This window comes from Microcystis sp. M083S1, assembly GCF_020246405.1.
Classification (GTDB): Bacteria; Cyanobacteriota; Cyanobacteriia; order Cyanobacteriales; family Microcystaceae; genus Microcystis; species Microcystis aeruginosa_C.
In genome coordinates this window covers 1-19,414 of the sequence record NZ_JADBTB010000052.1, presented here as the reverse complement: position 1 = coordinate 19,414, position 19,414 = coordinate 1, and the positions used below count along the sequence as shown (strand labels likewise).

Here is a 19,414-nt window from a genome sequence, read left to right as displayed (position 1 = left end):
ATGACTACTATTCACATTCATGAATTTAGCACGGGTATTTTAGTCGATGGCACTGGCGGTGCTGGTGAGTGGAGGTCGCGGGGTTTTTCGGGAGAGTACATGAACTCAACCCTTGCTGAAATTCCTAGACCTGTACAGTTAGCGATCAAAAATAGGGAATTTGCCGTTTCTGAAGGCGCATCTAGCCAAAATCCCGCCATTATTGGACGGGAAGTGGAATATCATGGAGAGGCTTGGTCAGTCATTGCCGTCGTCACACGGGGGATGGATGAACGGGGACGGGGTGCATCTCTCTATCGCTATTTCTTGTGTCAGGAAAGGGGTAAGCTGCCTGATCTTGTATCTTGGTACATGAAAAATGGAATGCCAACTTTTAACCCCTCCGATCATAAACAAGTCGATTGGTTTACAGAATATGACGATACTGGGACTCAAATTAATGACTATATTCCGCCTGAGTTGGATGGGATTTGGGAAGGAAAAACACCGATAATTATTACTCAAAAACAGCCACCATATACTGCTTTAATCATTCATAAAATTGCCTCTAAAACTGACCCAGCAAAATATAATAAATTGATTTCTTGGGCCTGTAATGTGGAGGCTTTAGAGAAACCAAATCGCTTTTTAGTCATTCATCCCGCCAGTAAAAAAGCAGAGGAGACCATAAGAGCCACAATAAACAGTATTCCTCAACTTCCCCCGGCTATACCCGAAGAACCCCTAATCAGAACTGCTATTAAGAATTCCTGCCGGACAGGAAACTTTCAAGAAAATTTAGCCCCTATCGAAGATGCTTTGAACAATCCTAAAATTCAACAGGATTATACAACCTTTTGGAATTCCATATTTGAAGGACAAGGCTCCAAAGATGCTTATGAGCAACAAATTTATGATGACTTTAAAGTACGTCTTTTGACGCTACAAGCCATCATTTGCCCTGAAAAGCTGCCAGATTTTGTCGCTTGGATAATGAACAAAGATAAGGATTCTTATCCAATATCTCAGAGTTTTCAAGGGGAGATTGTAAACGCAATCAACCCACAAGGTGATTACCCCCTTGCACCTACTATATTTAGTAAAATCACCCAAGGTATTGATAGACTTATTCTTAATGTCATTGAGCAGCCAGAATTGATAGATGCTACAGCTAAACTCTTATCAGATAAAAAAGGACTCTGGGGCAGAATATACAAAGATGATACCAGTAAAAAACTGAAAAAAAGTTTAAAAGAAAGAAAACTAGATGATGCACCTTGGCAAGAAATTAAAGATGACTTAAGTAAAGTTTGGGATTCTCTTTTTTATCCCAGTGAAAAAACTCAAAAATACATCCATCTTGCTCACCTATTTGATAAACTAGAAGAAAAAGTTCCATCAGATCAAGGAAATAGTTTAACCGTTTTCTTTTATCATCTCGCCCAGGAAAAGATTCCTAGTGACGTATATAAACGCCATAAATTGAAGGGGGATGAAGTTTATAATTTTGATATTAAAGTTAAAAGAGATATACCTTGGTATGAACCAGTATTTAGAGAAATAAAAGAAACAGCAATATTTCTTCTATCTTCCGTGTTTAGAGGTGGAGCATCTGGCTGTTTTATTGCTATTATTTATTTTTTGCTTGTATTCACTTTAGGAGGATTTTTCTTTCAAAGATTATTGAATTTAGCTAATTTATCTGTACCCGGTTTACCCGGAGGATCAAACAATTCAGAATCGCCGATTATTAAAAAAGCGATTGAAAGCTTTCCAACGACTAAAGAATCATTAATGCAAATTAAAAGTGACTTAATGAAGACTACTAGAGCAGACAATTCTAAATCTAACCCTCAAGAGAATGAGATTGATGAAGCTATTTCAAAAATTCTCGATCCTACCTATTCTTCCAATGCTGGTAACTCCTCTACTTCTAATAACTATCTCAATCTTAAAACTATAGACAAAGATAAAGACAAGTGGATTCAGGCAATCATATATTATCAATTATATAAAGTTACACCATCTAATTCTGATGATATTGATGGTATTATTGATAAGGATGGAACAACTTATCAAGCTCTCAAATGTAATCTGCTTCAAAATATGCAACTGCAAGCAACTCAAGCAACTGCTGACAATTGTAAAAAGCTAGGGTTTTCTAAAGTTAAAGTGGCTAAAACTCCCGCTAAAGAAACAACCCCATCCCCATCCCCATCCCCGACAAGAGACCAAAAAATTGAAAAGGCAGTCTCGGAATTTGATAAATCACAAAAGACAAAATCTAGTTTAGAAACTTTAGTACGAGAATTGGACCAAGCTTTTGGTCTTGATACTTCATCTAGTGTAATTAAGGTTCTTGATCCCAATAATGAATTTGGGATTTCCCTTAGTCGTATGACTGAACCAGCAGATAAAGAAGCTTGGGTTAAAGCTATTTTACAATACCAAGAAAGTCTTAAATCTAGACTTAAAAAGGAGCCATCTATTAAGATTGATGTTGATGGAGTGATTAACTATGGAAAGAATACCTATAACCTTTTGAAGTGTGATGTAGCTGCTCAACTGGGTAAAACATTAAGTAAGGAGACATCAGAAATTTGCGATAAAGTAAAACCAATTGATCCATCCTAGTCATCAACTAATCCATCAGGAGAATAATAATTTTTAAACCTATGCTCAACATCACAAAGAATTAGATAAGGATTAAAATAATGACTATTATTCACATTCATGAATTTAGCACGGGTATTTTAGTCGATGGCACTGACGATAATGGTGAGTGGAGGTCGCGGGGTTTTTCGGGAGAGTACATGAACTCAACCCTTGCTAAAATTCCTAGACCTGTACAGTTAGCGATCAAAAATCGGGAATTTGCCGTTTCTGAAGGCGCATCTAGCCAAAATCCCGCCATTATTGGACGGGAAGTGGAATATCATGGAGAGGCTTGGTCAGTCATTGCCGTCGTCACACGGGGGATAGATGAACGGGGACGGTGTGTATCTCTCTATCGCTATTTCTTGTGTCAGGAAAGGGGTAAGCTGCCTGATCTTGTATCTTGGTACATGAAAAATGGAATGCCAACTTTTAACCCCTCCGATCATAAACAAGTCGGTTATCCTACAGAATATGACGATACTGAGACTCAAATTAATGACTATATTCCGCATGAGTTGGATGGGATTTGGGAAGGAAAAACACCGATAATTATTCCTCAGAAGCAGACACCATATCCTGCTTTAATCATTCATAAAATTGCCTCTAAAACTGACCCAGCAAGATATAATGAATTGATTTCTTGGGCCTGGAATGTAGAAGATTTAGAGAAACCAAATCGCTTTTTAGTCATTCATCCTGCGAATCAAAAAGCAGAGGGCAGAATAAAATCACAAATAGCGAGTATTCCTCAGCTTACTACACCATTAAAAGAAACTTCTGTTAAAATTGCCGTCAGAAATTCCTGCCGTACAGGAAACTTTCAAAACAATTTAGTAACTATAGAAAAGGCTTTGAACAATCCTAAAATTCAACAGGATTATACAACCTTTTGGGGGGATATTTTTGAAAATGAAGGCTCTGAATATGCTTATCAACAGGGAATTTATGATAAATATAAAGTACGCCTCTTGACGCTACAAGCCATCATTTGCCCTGAAAAGCTGCCAGATTTTGTCGCTTGGATAATGAAAAAAGAGAAGGATTATTATCCAATATCTCAGAGTTTTCAACAGGAAATTTTAAGGGTTATTCTCAATCAAGATTCAGTTATATCTGATAAAATTACCAAAGGCATTAATATCCTCATTCTTAATGTGATTGATCGACCAAAACTAACAGAGGTAGCCGCCAAATTTTTATCAGATGAAACCGGTCTTTGGGGAAAAATATATAAAACTTATATAAGTCTGGGATTAAAAAATGAAACTTCTATTTTTGGACTTCCAGTTAAAAGAGAAATACCTAAGCAACAATGGACAGGTAGAGAAATAAAAGAAACAGCAATATTTCTCCTATCTTCCGTGTTTAGAGGAGGTGGAGCATCTGGCTGTTTTATTGCTATTATTTATTTTTTGCTTATATTCACTTTAGGAGGATTTTTCCTTCAAAGATTATTGAATTTAGCTAATTTATCTGTACCCGGGTTACCCGGAGGATCAAACAATTCAGAATCGCCGATTATTAAAGAAGCGATCAAAAGCTTTCCAAAGACTAAAGGGTCATTACTACAAATTCAACAAGATTTGAAGCAAACTACTAGAGCAGATGCTTTTAAACCTAACAAGAATGAGATTGATGAAGCTATTTCAAAAATTCTCGATCCCAATAAATCTTTTGAGCTTAAGACTCTAAATAAACTAGAAGATAATAAAGATAAAGAAAAGTGGATTTTATCTATATTGTCTTATCAATTATATAAAGTTACACCATCTAATTCGGATGATTTCGATGGCATTATTGATAAGGATGGAAAAACTTATCAAGCTCTAAAATGTAATCTGCTTCAAAATATGCAACTGCAAGCAACTCAAGCAACTGCTGACAATTGTAAAAAGCTAGGGTTTTCTCAAGTTAAAGTGGCTACCCCATCTCCGACAAGAGACCAAAAAATTGAAAAGGCAGTCTCGGAATTTGATAAATCACAAAAGACAAAATCTAGTTTAGAAACTTTAGTAAAAGAATTAGATGAGGCTTTTCCTGTTTCATCTTCATATAATGTAATTAATGTTCTTAATCCCAATAATGAATTTGGGATTTCCCTTAGTCGTATGACTGAACCAGCAGATAAAGAAGCTTGGGTTAAAGCTATTTTACAATACCAAGAAAGTCTTAAATCTAGACTTAAAAAGGAGCAATCTATTAATATTGATGTTGATGGAGTGATTAACTATGGAAAGAATACCTATAACCTTTTGAAGTGTGATGTAGCTGCTCAACTAGGTCAAACATTAAGTAATACACCAATTTGCGGTAAAGTAAAACCAATTATCGATTCGTCAACTCCCCCAAGAGGATAGTTTTTAAACCTATGAGAATTTGGCTTTACATACTAGCAGGAATAACCTCGGCTTTAATTGGCTGGAATATCGGTCAGATTTTCTTGACTGACTTAAAAATCCTGTCTCGGTTTCCAGAGGTGGTTCTTTTCCCCTGCGTCGCTATATCCTTAGGGATTGGGATGGTAATGAATGAAATATTTATTAGTAATCCCACCCGTCCTAAACTCAACTTTCGGATTGCTTTAGTTCCCCTATTAATTGCCACCTTAATCGGATTGATTGCCGGATTAGCTGCGGGTGGAATCTTTCAACTATTAATTCAATCTGGAGTTGCTGAGTTTCCTGGCAGACTTTTAGGTTGGCTTTTTGTCGGTGCAGCCGTTGGATTAGCCGAAGGACTTACTTGGCAATTTTACAGCATGGAAGCGGGGGATCGCGATCGCTTTCGACAACGGTTATATACTAGCATCATCGGTGCGGGTGTTGCCAGTTTAGTAGCGGTGGGAATCTTTGAATTTATTCGTCAATGGTTAGGCACCTCAGAAGCGTTTAGAAAAGCAGAAGATCCCCTCGGATTTGCCATTTTAGGCTTATTGCTCGGCCTAACCTTTACCATTACTAATTCTCCTAGCTACATGGCGGCACTGAGAGCCGGTAAAGGATTCGAGTACAGGAAAATCATTCCCGAACTCGAAAGCATTGATCCTCAATTTACATCCATTAATTCAGTCTTTCCTAACATCCATAAAACGCTCAAATTTGTCAGTGAATCGGATGCGGAAAAAATCGAAGAGGGACTGTCGATTCAACTTCCCGCCAAAGGAATCATCAAAATTGGTTCTGTCGCCAAAACTAAAGGTTCTGATGGTGTAGAAAGAGGATCGGATATTTATCTCCCCGGACTCCCCCGCCATATTGCTGACATCAAAATTATCGGCCGTGATGCCATTTTATATCCTAACCCAACATCTTACAACCTTATTGAACTCAATGGCAGACGTTTAACTAGCAACGAAAAAATTACCCTTAAACACAATAACCTGATAACCTTCCATGTTAAAGATAACCACAACCCCGATGAACCCAAAATCTATCGTTTCGTCTTCTACAATCGCTTCCTTGACCCACAAGCTTAGTTTATCAATGATTATGTTAACCGCTCTTATTACCCCAGCTTGGGGAATTAAACCTGAAATCACAGATATTGAGGACATCGACGATAAAGTGACTCTTCAAATTCAAGTGACAGGAGAAGACAGTAAACCGATTATGGGTTTAGCTGAAAGTGACTTTCATCTGAAAGTTCTTGATAAAAAAAACAACAAAACTTATCAAGGAAAACAACTACCTTTTGACTGGAAGTCTCCCCGAGAAACGACTCCTCCTGATGCTTGGATTGTCGTTCTCATCGACTTTAGTGGTAGTATGAATTGTTCTCAGGATCTCAACACAAAATGTGATGCCAAAGCGGTTGCTAAAGGAAAGCGAAAATTAGATGCAGCAATTAACGCGCTGGGAACATTTATTAAATTAGCCTCAGAGCGTAAAGGCAACACCTATTTATCTATTGTTCCCTTTGGGGTAGAAGGTAAAAATGATAAGCCTGGAGCCTGTGATTATTACCCAAAAGTTACTTCAGAAACTCTCAATAATTTTAGTTTAGTGCAAGATGTTAAACTAACTAATTTTCTAGGTAGTCTTGCGAATAAAACTCCTTGTGCAACGACTAATTTCTATCAAGCTCTCAAAGAAACCGTCAAATTTTTTAAAAACGATAAAGAAGGTCGTTTCTATCCTAAAGATAAAGAAGGAAAACCTTTAAAACCTCAACCACGACTCTCAATTATTCTCCTTTCTGATGGCTTTGATAATAATAGTAATTATCAAGAAGTTCAGAAAACTTTAGCCAATCTTCAGAACAATAAAGATATTGTTGTTCATACCCTAGGATATGGCTTAACCCCACAACAATTAGGCAAAAAATATTCCTTAGGTAAACCTGCTGTTCGTGGAGATATTAATAACCCAAAATTATCCCAAGCAACTAGAGAGCAACTAGAAAAAGAATTTGTAGATCAAAAACAGTTAGCGGAAATTGCGAAGTTAACAGGAGGAGTTACTGAATTTGCTGGTGATGCTGATGAAATTGCCGAGAAATTAGAAATTTTCCTTGATGCGATTCAAGGACGATACGAAATCAGTTATATCCAACCCAACGTTCGACGAGGAGGCGAATATGTAGCCACAGTTTTTACTCAGAAAGTAGCATCAAAATCTAAACCTTATACCCTTGATTTTTTTGGGCGTACACTTCCCTTAGAAACCAGAATATTAATGCTTATTTGTATTTTTCTTGCTCTTGGTTTGGGAGGAGTTATTCCTTTTTATTATTGGGGAAAATGGTTAAAGGAAAAACAAAACTAATCCTAAATATTTTCGGCACTTGTAAAGTCATGAAACAGATCCTTATTTATTCATCTCTCTTTTTTCTCAGTAGTTGTAATTTTCAGTTTAATCAACCTCAAACAACTTCAGAATGTCCTCAAAAACCCACAGCTATTCTCATTGCAGAAAATCTAGAAAATGTTAACCTAACCACTGAAACTATCACCAAATCTAATCAGGTTAGTGCCACTAAAGCTGTCGGATACACTTTTACAGGAAAGTCAGGACAAAACCTTAGCTATAACACAGATGATGATATCTGTGTGTGGCTTTATAGTCCAGACAATCAAATTTTACAAGGAACAAAATTGCCAGAAGACGGAAAGTATTTGCTGCAAATTGCTGCCCCCAAAGGTTCTAAAACTTTTAAGATAGATATAAGTTTAGGAACGCTCGCTTCTTCCCCGACACCGACACCAAGACTCTCTCCATCTCCCTCATCTTCCCATGATCTCACACAAGATGAAGCAGCAAAACTTGTTAAACGTTGGTATGAAGTTAAAAGACAAGCTTTCGGTTCTTCTTTTGACGACAGCTTAGTAAAGCAATACGCCACCGGAGAACTTTATTCTAATACCTTAGAAAAATGTAATGATGGAATCTGTGGGGGGACAGTGGGTTGGCTGCGCTCTAAAGGCTGTTATTATACTTATGATTTTTCCAATATTAATCGGATAGTCTCTTTTGATCCTTCAGGTTCGTCACCTTCAATAACAGTCAATGTAACGGAACAACTTACACTCCATGGTCCCAGAAGTGCTGGATGTGGAACCCCAACCCAGACTTATCAAAAAAATGTTACCTATTGGTTTCAAAAAGAGAGTGGAAATTGGAAAATTCTTAACTATAAGGTAGGAACTTAATCATGGAAAGAAAAAGAATAAAGTCAATAAAAGTCAGAACACAATCGAAGACTTACCATATCCAATGGTCTAGGTTTTTGCCCATCTTAATTTCTTTTTTTGTAACATCTGCAATCGCTCTGTATCTCATCTTAAACTCCTCCAAAAACGAATCCTGTAGGATAACTAAATTATTGTTAATTAACGGTGTTCCTAAGTCCATTGGAGGTAAAGTTGATCACAATAAAACCCTATGTTATGAATTTCAGGGCATTCAAGGACAGCAATTGCAATTAACAACTAATCAAAAAATAAGCCTAGTTTTTCCAAGTAATAAATACCAAAATCTTCAAGGAGATTATAAAACGATTCTGTCGGAAACAGGCGACTATTCGCTAGTCATAGAGACGCAAGAAGATAACTTAGATTATCAAATTAACCTGATAGTAAGCTCGCAAAATACAACTAATCTGCCCAGAAAAACGCCCGTTAATGATTTGTCCCTAACACCTTTAACACCTCAACTTCCTAGTCAGTCTAATCAGCTAACTTATAACGTTAAACAGTCGCCTACTTTTTATCAAGATCAAGAATTGCAAAAAATCGTTGACAATATTGTAAGTTTAGCTCGATCTAGAAAGTTACCAATAGATAAATTATCTATCAGTTTAGTTGACTTAAATCAATCTGAATGTTGCGCTTATGCTGCTTATCAAGATAGTGAATTGAGATATCCGGCTAGTATTGTCAAGCTTTTCTGGCTAGTAGTTCTCTATAGTCAATATTATTATCAAGGAATTGAGCCGAATCAAATTCCTCCAGAAAAACTCAAAGTTATTTCTAAAATGATTAAAGATTCCGATAATGAATCAGCTAGTATTATTGTTGATGACATTACTCAAACCAAATCGAGTCAAAAAGACCTCGCACCAGAAAAACTCAACGAATGGAGGAGAAAACGTTATGCTCTTAATGATTTTTTTGCATCCTATTTTGTTGATTCTGTTAATTACCCCCTTAATATTAGTCAGAAAACTTTTCCTATCCCCAATCTACTCGAGGATCCAGCAGGACCAGACCAACAAATTCGTCAGCTTAACGGCAAAAGCTCACCCCCGAGACGAAATTATTTAAATACCTATAGCGTTGCTAGATTACTGCTCGAAATTGAGCAAGAACAAGCCATTTCGCCAGCTTATAGCCAAGCGATTAAACAATTAATTAAACGAGATTTACATCCTCAAGCGTGGAAAGAAAAACCTTTTAATCCTATCCAAAACTTTTTAGGTCAATCTCTCCCGGTTAACACTCAATTTTATGCTAAGATGGGCTGGACATTTAATAATCGAAATGATGCGGCTATTATCGTCAGTCCTGATAACAAAGCTCATTATATTTTAGTTGTCTTTGGAGATGAAAAAAAGTTTTATCAAGATAAAGAGTTTTTCCCAATTCTTTCACGACAAGTTTATAACCAAATGCTTAAAAAATGACTTAAGAAAAGACTAAAATAGGAGATAATTCGGGAGAATAAGCAGGTAAATACGCCAATTAAGTTGCAAAGGGCAGTTCAAATGATTCCGGTTCTGATGGAGTTGCCGCCGAGATTCTATACATCTGTACTGAAAAAAAAGTGCAGGACTTTTAGGATATTTTACCTTTTTCCTATCGGCATTTCAGGCTTTTTCAGCATACCCTACTTAACTTTTCGCAATCCTTTAGAAAGATAGGCAACGAAAAAAGCTAACACTCCCGTCATCCCTACCTCAAAATAATTGGTCATGAGAATAGCGGTAAAAAAAAGGAGCAAGATAATTAATATAGTCCGCTTTTGTTCAGATAATTTCATCTCTAATTGCCTCTAATTCGCTTTTAATACTTAATGGTTGATAACCCAAAGAAAAAGCGAGAGAACTATCAAGAGAAACATCCTGGGGACGGGGCGCACTCATGGGAACATCTGACTGTAAACAGGGTTTTATTTGTTCTTTGGGAAGGTTAAAAACCGCCGCCATTAGTAAACCAAATTGATAACGAGAAACTCTTTCTTTACCCCCCAGATGAATAATCCCTTGCACTTTTTCTAATGCCAAAAGTAAACCATTCACTGCACTATTAACCCCAACAGCCGTCCGATATTCATCAGTAAATAGAGATAGTTCTTTTCCCTCTTGGAGGGTTTTTAAAAAGGGTTGCAGAAAACTATTAGCGGTGGGAGAAGGGGAACCAAACATCAAAGGCATTCGACAAATAGCCGCCCGAGGATATATTGCTAAAATACCCTTTTCTGCCGCTACTTTTTGCTCACCATAGACACTGACGGGAGAAACGGGATCATTTTCGGAATAGGGGGCATTTTTACCATCAAAAACTAAATCGGTAGAGGTAAAAACTAGCGGTATTTGATATTGACTACATAAACGGGCAATTTCTAGAGAAGCTGTCAGATTAATTGCCTCGGATGCTTGGGGAAATTCTTGACAGAGATTCGGTTTTGATTGGGCAGCCCCATGAATTACCGCGTCGGGTTTAATCTGTTGAAAAAGTTCTCTAACTGCGGCTAAGTCTGTTAAGTTAATTTTAATTAAATTCGGGTCATTACTATTGACATTGTGATTAAAATATGTACCAAAACTTGCCCAAGATGAGCGCGTTTTTTGGTAAATATGCCAACCTAAAAACCCACTAACTCCAGTGATTAACAGCGTTTTCATAGTTTAGAGATTAAATCCTTTTTCGTAGGCTAAAAACTGCACTTGTGGTTCCAAAGGTTCACTAACTAAACCAATTCCTGCAAATCCCCATCGCTGCATCAGTCCCTTTAATTGTGTTCCTGAGAGAGTTTCCACAGAAAAATTATTGGCTAAATCCTGAGCATGGGTATTGATATAACTTAAAGCATCGTAGGATTCTTTAAACAGAAGCAGATAACTGGCCGGACTTTCGCTTTCACCTTTTCTCAGACGCGCCACTAGGTATTGTCCGTCTTGTTTTGACCTGAGTAAATAATGTGTAGTTGCTAACATAGTTTATTAAGTGAAAAGTGAAAAGGAAAAAAGGGGTTGGGTGGGGGTACATCCCATTTTTGTAAATCTACTGAGTTGGGATTTTTAAAGGGAAACTATCTTCTAAAATTGGTCATTACTTCCGATTTTACCACTCAATCCAAGCCTTTGGGGGGTTCTACCCCCCAAACCCCCCGTTGGGGGCGTGGCGCCGCCCCCAAACCCCCCGCGCATTAGTTTTTCGGTGGGATGCTTACACGCAGCTGCTGATACATCTGTAATAATTTAAGGGTCACTGATAATTGCTTATTGTCCCTATTTCTGCAAATGTGAGATGCACCCGTTGGGTAGTGGGAAATTTAGCTGAAATTTCCCTATCACCCTACTTTAAATCCTCCAATTTAATCCTAGGATCTACAGCTTTGAGAAGTAAATCAGCCAGAAGATTACCGATAATCAACATAGTAGCCCCCATCATTAAACTGCCCATAACTAAATATAAATCTTTAGCCGTCACAGCTTGCAGAATTAAACGACCTAATCCAGGCCAGTTAAAGAAAAATTCGGCGATAAATGCCCCACTTAACAAACTGGAAAATTCAAAGCCCAAAAGAGTTATCAGGGGATTAATAGCATTGCGTAAAGCGTGGACATAGATAACTTTATTTTCTGGTAAACCTTTCGCCCTGGCAGTTTGAATATAATCCTGTCGCAGAACATCTAATAATTGTCCCCGCATCAATCTTTGTAATCCGGCAAAACTGGTAACTGTCAGGGCAATAGTTGGTAAAATCATGTGCCAAGCGATATCTAAAACTTTACCGATAGGGGAATATTCCGAATAGTTAATACTGGTCATATCACCCACCGGTAAAAGCGGCGAGACATTTTGGGCGAGAATTAGCAGTAAAAGGGCAGTGATAAAACTGGGGAAACCTTGACCAAGATAACTGATAACTCGAAAAAATTTATCGATAAATTGGTTTTGTTTGACGGCGCTGAGAATGCCCAAGGGAATCGCAATCGCCCAGGTTAAAATGATGGAAGTCAAAGACATTAATAACGTCGCTGGAATTCTCTCTAATAGTAGGGAAGACACGGGACGAAAATAGGTAAAACTCAGACCAAAATTAAACTGAGTTACCACTTGCCACAACCATTTAAAATACTGGACAATCGCCGGGTCTTTTAAACCAAAAAGGGCAATATATTGTTCTTTAGTTTCCTGACTAATCTTGGGATTAAGGTCAAGCAAAGCCAGAAAACCGCCGGGGGTTAATTGGATAATAGCGAAACTCAAAGCCGAGGCCAACAACAGAGTTAATAAACCCTGGAGAACACGCTTGACAATATATAAAAAAGTTTCGCTAGTTAGGAGAGATTGTAACCCATTAGCACTCGATCGAGCGTTTGCATCCTTATAATTATCATCAGTCGCCGTCATAAGTAATCATGCCAAGTTAATTTCCTAGTGGGGACTCCAATTCAGGAGTCAGGAGACAAATAGTCGCGCAGAATTAATTGCCATTTTTGAGATAGGCACTCTTGCCAGAGTGTTAGCGAAATGTGTAATTAATTCTGCTTAGGTACTTAAAAAAACCTAGTAATCGATAATGGTAATAATCGGTAAATCGGGTAATTTTTCCCGACCACCGAGGTCGATTAACTCGATGATAAAAGCAAATCCTAACACCTCACAACCAATTTTTTCTAATAAATCGGCCGTCGCTTTCGCCGTCCCTCCCGTCGCGATTAAATCATCGACAATTAAGACTTTGTGATGGGATGCCACCGCGTCCTGATGAATTTCCAGGCTATCGCTTCCGTATTCCAAATCATACTCGATACTATGAACGGCGGCGGGTAATTTGCCCGGTTTCCGGACAGGAATAAATCCCGCTTCTAATTGGTATGCTAAAGGAACACCAAAGAGAAAACCCCTGGATTCCATACCGACAATGTAATCGGGGGATAAACCGTAATCGCGACACTTTGCCGTTAGGGTATCGATCGTGTAACGTAATCCTTGGGGATGATTGAGTAGGGTAGTAATATCGCGGAAGACAATACCCGGTTTGGGAAAGTCGGGAATATCGCGAATCAATGATTTCAGATCCATTCGGTTTCCGTGTCTCGTAAAATGGGGGACAGCTATCTATACAATACAATTTACAATACCCTGACTCGATCGCCCTTGTGTTTTAGTTCTCCTATATCATGACCCCTACTAGCCTAACGCCCGAATCTACAACATCAGCCCCAGAAAAACCGTTTATTTTAAGCGTTTTACCCGATTTTCCGATTGCCAGTCAGCAATGCGCCCTACATCTCCAACAGCATATCGATTTAATGCTGTTAGCGTTGGAATCCTTAGAAGTAGGTGCCGGGGAGGCCCTGTTAGCCCTCTGTAAAGAACTAGGACTCGATAAAATTATCAAAAACCGGATTATTTTCTGGCGCTTACGCTGTACTAATCCGTGGCGAATTTCCTACACCCTCGACCGTCTCACCCTTGACCAAGCAAAAGCTTTAGTTATCATTGCCAGTTATCGGGCCAAACCTCTAGCTATATCCATCCGACAATTACTGTTAGCGCGGCAACAGATGGAGTCAAAAGGTTTACCCGTGGATAATAATTTTCTTTTATCAGAATACCTAGAACGATTTCGCTCCAATTTTCGCAGTCGCATGAACCCCCGTCGGGCCAAAGTATCGGTTTATCTAGCCGATGAAAATGCTTTAAATGAACTGGCTTTATCCCTCCTCGATCAGTTATTATTTTGTACTGGTACCACGGGAATGCAGCGGTTTTGGATTAGTTTATTTGATGGGGAGATCGTGTAAAAATGAGAAGACAGTATAGCCTGCCCAATTGTACCCTGATTCTCGATGGTTTCGGCGATGATTTCGCCCCGGCTAACCCCGGTGATAGCCGACCTTTACTCTCAATTTTGACTAACGTAGAATGTCGGTTAATCGGGGCCAATAAAGTCCTGCAAGGTGGTCGGGTTTTCTTGGAAAATTTGGCCCAAGCGGTCAGTCAGTATGCCCAAGAATTTTTGAGTGGTGTTCGTCATCCCCAAGACCCCGTACAGGAACCAGATCATGTGTACCTAGAAAAGATTGACCATAATCTCCATCGTCTGGTCTGGTATCCATCAACGGACTTGAATATCCCGGAAAGTCCGGTCAACATAGAAATCAGTACCGTGCAGTTATTCGACTTAATAGAAGCGATTGACCAATTTTTTGCCGATACTCGCACTTTACCTGACCTAACCCTGAAATTACAGCCGGTTTCCCGTCGCTACCATAAGGTTAATGAATCGGTGGCCAGTCGAACAGTACCTTTTTTGGCGGGATTAGGCAGTCTTGTCGCTTGCGCCCTACTTTTCTATCTGTTACCCGTCCCCCAAGTCCGTAAACCCGAAAATCCCCCCATTCCTGCCGCTTCTCCCAGTCCCACCGTCCCCACTAATCCCGTCCCCCCTCCTAGATAAAATTAGGCCCTTGCGCTTTTCCCAACACCCCACACCCTACACCCTACACCCCACACCCTTCTCTGTCTTAGTTTTTTAGAGAAAGTACCCAAAAAAAAACCAGATCTTTTTTGCACAAGTTAGAAAAATTGTGTTATATTGGTAAATCTGTGAAGGTTTTTCGATAGGGAGTATTGAAAAAAAAATGACCAAACTGGGAACCCATTTGATTGTCGATGCTTGGCAAGTACCTGCTGACCTCCTCAACGATCCCGAGCGCATTCGTCGCGCTATCCTCGATGGAATTACGGCAGGAGAAGCAACGCTGATCGATTTGTGTGTCCACCAGTTCAGTCCCCACGGAGTTACCGCGACGGCGACTTTAGCTGAATCTCATATCGCGATCCACACCTGGCCTGAACACGGCTATTTCGCCGCCGATTTATTCTTCTGTGGTGCCGGTAAACCCGTGGTTGCCATGGAAATTTTGACCAAATCCCTGCAAGCAGGTGAAATTAAAGTGCGGGAACTAACCAGAGGATTCCCCGGTCCTGCGGCAGTTTATGAAAGCAAAAAGGAAGAACCCCTTAAGTCTTCCCTGGTTATGGCCTAATTTCTAGCGCCGGCCTCAATAATAAGTTAGCATCACTGGTGATCGCCTAAACTGAAATCGTGATCAGGATAACCTTTGTTTTTATCCTCGCCCTCTTTCCCTCTCTCGTTAGTCTCTGGTTGATTAACCGATCCCAACAGAGATTAAGCAACCGTTTGAGGGGGATTCGCCATCGTCACGAATACAGCCCGGTGATGGCCAGTGATTTTTTGTCAATTCCTCTAGGGACAGAAAATAAACCAGCCTTGATCGGTGATCTTAGTTGTCGTTTTAATGCCTATTCCCCCCATTTGCGTTGTGCGGTTAATCCCACAGGTCCCTGTGAAGGTTGTCGGCAGTACGAAGCTAAAACTGGCACAGTATAAGCGGCTTGAGCTTCCAAACAGTTCCCTATTTGCTATCCTTAAAAATTATCGCTATCGCAATTGAGGAGTGTGGGAATAATGGCGTTCAAACGAAATTTGACCCTCTTAATCATCGGATTAGGATTAACTTGTTTACCCCTATATCCGGCCCAAGCTAACCAAATCAGCACCGTCACCCCGAATACGGCAGCCAATCAAACTCTTGCTACCCATCTGGTTCTAAAACTGAAAGAGAGAAAAGTTTACGTTTATCAAGATAGTAAAGTTTTAGCCCAATTTACCGTCGCCGTCGGCAAAAAAGGCTGGGAAACCCCCACAGGTAAATTTGAGGTGCGGGAATTAGTTCGCAATCCCGTCTGGAAAAGTCCCTGGACGGGAAAAGTCAGCGCTCCCGGTCCCAATAGTCCCCTAGGGGAAAGATGGATCGGTTTTTGGAGTGACGGCAAAAATTCCATCGGTTTTCATGGCACCCCCGCGGAAAATTCCCTCGGTAGCGCCGCTTCCCATGGTTGTGTGCGGATGCGGAATCGGGATGTGAAAGTGTTGTTTGATTTAGTCCGCATGGGAACCACCGTCATCGTTCAACCTTAATTCTGGCAGGTATTTTTTTAAGATGGGCAGGTCTTCCGGGCGATCTATATCGGCTAATTTAGGCAGATAAGCGGTCTTTAAAGCCAGTTTAGCGGCGATTGTCTGAGTTTTTGCCAAGACTTCCCCCGTTCCCCAAGGAATACCGTCAAAAAGCTCTGGAAAGACCTGTTTTAAAGCAATTAGGTAGTATCCTCCATCTAACGCCGGCCCTAAAACCATATCGTGGGTTTTTAAGGCCTCAAAGGCTGCTAAAATCTCTTTTTCCCCGATTTCTGGGCAATCTGTGCCAATAATAGCGATCGCTGTCATCCCTTGAGCAAAACCATCGGCAAAGGCATTTTGCATCTTTTCTCCTAAGTCTTTTCCCCGTTGAGAATGATAAGAATAATGCACACCTAACCAAGTACGCATTTTTTCCTCGCTGCCGCCATGATAGTAAATGATCAGGGAGAGAAAATTCCTCAAACCCGCTAATTTACTGAGAGTATATTCGGCCAGTTTGCGGTGCAATTCTTCGGATCCCTCGGCTGCCAAAGCTGGAATCATACGGGTTTTTACTTTCCCCAATTCCGGATAACGGGTAAAAATAATCAGTTGTTGTCTCCAGTCCACGAGTGATTGCGACGATGATATTCATTATTAGTTTGAGCCTACTGTCAATAGAAGGCAGGAAAGCCAATAAAACAGGCTTTATTGGCTTAGTATAGATTATTTTAGTTGGTTATCTAATTCTGTGTTGGGTTTCGTTCCTCAACCCAACCTACAAGAGGGGCGATCGCTTGATTGAGTCGAAACCTTTTTCCTAGCGGCATTTCAGACTTTTTCAGCCAACCCTGATTAGCTAGGGACTAGGTTTTTTGGGTGAGTTTAAACAGGATAAACCGGCATCTTTAGCAGTAGGATACTTGATTGGGACAAAAGCAAAATCTGAACTTAGTGTCCGACACTCCACAATGTGAACAAATTCTACGGAGGGATTTTGGGGTTCGCCATTTTCATCAATTTTTTTGCGATCACCATTTTCATCGAATTTAATTGTCCCAGTTGCACCTTTAGTGACAAGAAAATCAGGAGACTTTAATTGTTCACGGATATTAATTCGTGTGGGAGTATTTGCCTTTTCTAGAGCTTTTGTTAGAGCAAGAGTTGCATCATAGGATAGGGCCGTTATTGCATTAACAGAAGTTGTAGTCCATAAAATTTTGGCATCCTTAAGAAAATCCTGGTTAGGACTGGTTAAAGAATCCCAAGGAACCGCTATAACAAACTTTTGAAAAGGTTGTAGGTTGTCAATTTGTTCTAAGGTACGAGAACTACGAAGCCCCCATGATCCGATAACCCAATTTTGACTATTATTAAGTTTTATAAGTCTAATTGCATCGCCTTGAGCATCGCCAATTGCTTTTGGGAATAGTACAAGCCCTATTGTTTCTGTTATTTTTGCTTCTGTTTGTCGTCGTAACTCTTGGATTGCTTCTTCTGCCTTAAAATTATTTCCCAGATCAAATTCATCTAATTTTACTACAGTTCCAGAGAATGGAGGGCGTGTAAAAATAGTTTTAAAACTATTAAAAAAATATTCACTAAATGGACTTCCTTCACTATAAAAGCCCACCACTTTTTTAATAGACTTTTCTTGCAAAAATTTTGCAATGGCAGGAGATTGTTGATCGATGGAAAAAACAGTTCGCAGGAAATTTTTTCTGGGGTATTTAGTAAGCTCGCTAGTCGTTGATCCGGGAGAAATCAAAACTAAATTATTTTGATTATAAATATCCACCGTTGCCACAGTCATTTCACTGGGATAGTGACCAACAACCCCTAAAATTTCAGGACGCTGGGAAAGAGATGATGCTGTCTTTTGGGCTAGTAATTCGTCATTTTCATCATTAGTAATGACAACTTTTAATCCCTTACCATTAATCGCTTTTTTATTGATAAAATTTTGATCTGGAAAATACTTGAGGAATGGATCATTGTCATTTAAAAGTCCCAGATTAATTTTTGTTTGTAATTGCGCTACTCCTCGTAACATTTCTTTTGCTCGACTATCACCATCATCATCATTAAAGTCACTTTGATTTTTGGGAATACTAACAGCAACAGCAATCGTGTAATATTGCATTTTATTGGCTTCTAGTAAAGCATTATTTAAGTAAATTAATGTTTCTGCATCTAGCCTATCCTGTTGCCATGCGTCCTTAAATCTTAACAGGGCTTTTTGATAATCACACTGTGCAAAATATTCTGTACCTTTCTTCTTGTTAAACGATTGAGAGTAATTAAGAACTTCTTCTCCTTCACTAATAAAGTCTCCCGTTTGTTTTGGACAATCAGATGGAATTAATGGAGTAATAATATTATGGCGATAAATGGCAAATAAACTTACAACTGCTATTGATGCTATTCCTATGCTAACTGGCAGATTTAATTTGAAATTTTTTATAAAATGCAAAATTTTTTCCATTAAAGAAGCTTTCACTTTTTTCTCAATGAACTGAATATCCTCATCCCTGAGTCCATAGATAATTTGCAGTTTCTTTAAACTCTCTCTATCTCTGCTGCTCAATGGAGTATGGTTAGCAGCAGCTATTATTTTCCGAAACGCATTCCTATATTTCTTGATATTGTCTCTTCGCCGTAGCAGTGGGTTAAGAACTTCTGTTTCAATCGTTCTGGCTTCATCTGGTGAGAGATTTAATTGATCTATTGTTGCATCCAAAACTGCCCTATCTGCAGCAGAAAAGTCTTCCTCCTTAAAACAATAATCTTTAATATCCTCATCATTCCACTTTTTAATAATATCCTCAACTATTTTACGATACTTAAATTTAGGATCATTAGCAGCAAGAGGAGATCTGGCTAAATAAATAGTATCATCTCCTTCAAGAGAAAGATAAAATTTGGGAGTCATTGCAGGGGCAGCTTCCTTTACTCGTTCGCTGGCATACTCATGCAATTGGCCAATTCAAGTCTGAATTGCATCACTGTCTGATCTATCTTTATAGAATACCTCATTCGGGGTACGATAGTCAAGACATTTTCGAGGACGATTGTTAATCAAGTTTACGGCTCTTTCCACCTCCTCTGGCTTAACG

18 protein-coding genes and 1 pseudogene are annotated in these 19,414 nt (G+C 39.3%); 11 read left to right on the top strand and 8 right to left on the bottom strand.

The window, feature by feature from the left end; genetic code table 11:
- From IM450_RS04540 to IM450_RS04515, 6 genes are all read left to right on the top strand, one after another.
- Positions 1-2,613 (top strand): hypothetical protein, encoded by a 2,613-nt coding sequence (locus IM450_RS04540; RefSeq protein ID WP_287665693.1) that lies wholly within the window; start codon positions 1-3, stop codon positions 2,611-2,613.
- 80 nt (positions 2,614-2,693) lie between these two features.
- Positions 2,694-4,994, top strand: coding sequence for a hypothetical protein (locus IM450_RS04535; protein ID WP_287665690.1), 2,301 nt, complete (start codon positions 2,694-2,696; stop codon positions 4,992-4,994).
- A gap of 11 nt (positions 4,995-5,005) precedes the next feature.
- Positions 5,006-6,112 carry a hypothetical protein gene (locus tag IM450_RS04530; protein ID WP_287665687.1) on the top strand — a complete coding sequence of 369 codons (1,107 nt, stop codon included), beginning with the start codon at positions 5,006-5,008 and terminating at the stop codon, positions 6,110-6,112.
- 13 nt (positions 6,113-6,125) lie between these two features.
- The gene (locus IM450_RS04525; RefSeq protein WP_287665685.1) at positions 6,126-7,400 is read left to right on the top strand and encodes a vWA domain-containing protein; all 1,275 of its coding nucleotides are present in this window, start codon (positions 6,126-6,128) and stop codon (positions 7,398-7,400) included.
- Positions 7,376-8,284 (top strand): ARC6/PARC6 family protein, encoded by a 909-nt coding sequence (locus tag IM450_RS04520; protein ID WP_287665682.1) that lies wholly within the window; start codon positions 7,376-7,378, stop codon positions 8,282-8,284. The genes IM450_RS04525 and IM450_RS04520 overlap by 25 nt, the downstream gene beginning before the upstream one ends.
- A gap of 2 nt (positions 8,285-8,286) precedes the next feature.
- A complete protein-coding gene (locus IM450_RS04515) occupies positions 8,287-9,756 on the top strand; it encodes a serine hydrolase (protein ID WP_104398322.1) in 1,470 nt (489 codons plus the stop codon).
- 203 nt (positions 9,757-9,959) lie between these two features.
- Here IM450_RS04515 and IM450_RS04510 read toward each other — a convergent pair whose 3' ends face one another.
- The 5 genes from IM450_RS04510 to IM450_RS04490 all read right to left on the bottom strand — a co-directional run bounded on the left by IM450_RS04510 (position 9,960) and on the right by IM450_RS04490 (position 13,387).
- Positions 9,960-10,112, bottom strand: a complete 153-nt coding sequence (locus tag IM450_RS04510) for a hypothetical protein (protein WP_002737765.1) — start codon at positions 10,110-10,112, stop codon at positions 9,960-9,962.
- On the bottom strand, positions 10,099-10,977 hold the full coding sequence (locus IM450_RS04505; RefSeq protein ID WP_002801332.1) for an SDR family oxidoreductase: 879 nt from the start codon (positions 10,975-10,977) through the stop codon (positions 10,099-10,101). Before IM450_RS04505 ends, IM450_RS04510 begins: the two co-directional genes overlap by 14 nt.
- Positions 10,978-10,980: 3 nt before the next feature.
- Positions 10,981-11,289, bottom strand: coding sequence for a hypothetical protein (locus tag IM450_RS04500; protein WP_287658651.1), 309 nt, complete (start codon positions 11,287-11,289; stop codon positions 10,981-10,983).
- 361 nt (positions 11,290-11,650) lie between these two features.
- Positions 11,651-12,712, bottom strand: a complete 1,062-nt coding sequence (locus IM450_RS04495; RefSeq protein ID WP_287665675.1) for an ABC transporter permease — start codon at positions 12,710-12,712, stop codon at positions 11,651-11,653.
- Positions 12,713-12,868: 156 nt separating this feature from the next.
- The gene (locus IM450_RS04490; RefSeq protein WP_002742074.1) at positions 12,869-13,387 is read right to left on the bottom strand and encodes an adenine phosphoribosyltransferase; all 519 of its coding nucleotides are present in this window, start codon (positions 13,385-13,387) and stop codon (positions 12,869-12,871) included.
- 98 nt (positions 13,388-13,485) lie between these two features.
- Between IM450_RS04490 and IM450_RS04485 the strand changes: the two genes are divergently transcribed.
- The 5 genes from IM450_RS04485 (at position 13,486) to IM450_RS04465 (ending at position 16,316) form a co-directional block, all read left to right on the top strand.
- On the top strand, positions 13,486-14,112 hold the full coding sequence (locus IM450_RS04485) for a DUF3038 domain-containing protein (RefSeq protein ID WP_002801334.1): 627 nt from the start codon (positions 13,486-13,488) through the stop codon (positions 14,110-14,112).
- A 2-nt stretch (positions 14,113-14,114) separates the two neighbouring features.
- Positions 14,115-14,768: a DUF4335 domain-containing protein gene (locus IM450_RS04480; protein WP_287665672.1), complete on the top strand. Its 654-nt coding sequence runs from the start codon at positions 14,115-14,117 to the stop codon at positions 14,766-14,768.
- A 184-nt stretch (positions 14,769-14,952) separates the two neighbouring features.
- Complete coding sequence (gene speD / locus IM450_RS04475; RefSeq protein WP_002781248.1) at positions 14,953-15,360, top strand: adenosylmethionine decarboxylase; 408 nt, start codon at positions 14,953-14,955, stop codon at positions 15,358-15,360.
- A gap of 59 nt (positions 15,361-15,419) precedes the next feature.
- Positions 15,420-15,725 (top strand): DUF6464 family protein, encoded by a 306-nt coding sequence (locus tag IM450_RS04470; protein WP_002801338.1) that lies wholly within the window; start codon positions 15,420-15,422, stop codon positions 15,723-15,725.
- Between the two features lie 78 nt (positions 15,726-15,803).
- Positions 15,804-16,316 (top strand): L,D-transpeptidase, encoded by a 513-nt coding sequence (locus tag IM450_RS04465; RefSeq protein ID WP_002801339.1) that lies wholly within the window; start codon positions 15,804-15,806, stop codon positions 16,314-16,316.
- Here the strand turns inward: IM450_RS04465 and IM450_RS04460 are convergent.
- The 3 genes and pseudogenes from IM450_RS04460 to IM450_RS04450 form a co-directional block, all read right to left on the bottom strand.
- Positions 16,278-16,928, bottom strand: a complete 651-nt coding sequence (locus IM450_RS04460; protein ID WP_287665668.1) for a TIGR04282 family arsenosugar biosynthesis glycosyltransferase — start codon at positions 16,926-16,928, stop codon at positions 16,278-16,280. The two genes, IM450_RS04465 and IM450_RS04460, sit on opposite strands and share 39 nt — an antisense overlap.
- A 229-nt stretch (positions 16,929-17,157) precedes the next feature.
- A complete protein-coding gene (locus tag IM450_RS04455; RefSeq protein WP_287665665.1) occupies positions 17,158-19,230 on the bottom strand; it encodes an ABC transporter substrate-binding protein in 2,073 nt (690 codons plus the stop codon).
- Between the two features lie 54 nt (positions 19,231-19,284).
- Positions 19,285-19,414 (bottom strand): annotated as a pseudogene (locus tag IM450_RS04450) (IS30 family transposase); the annotation flags it as partial.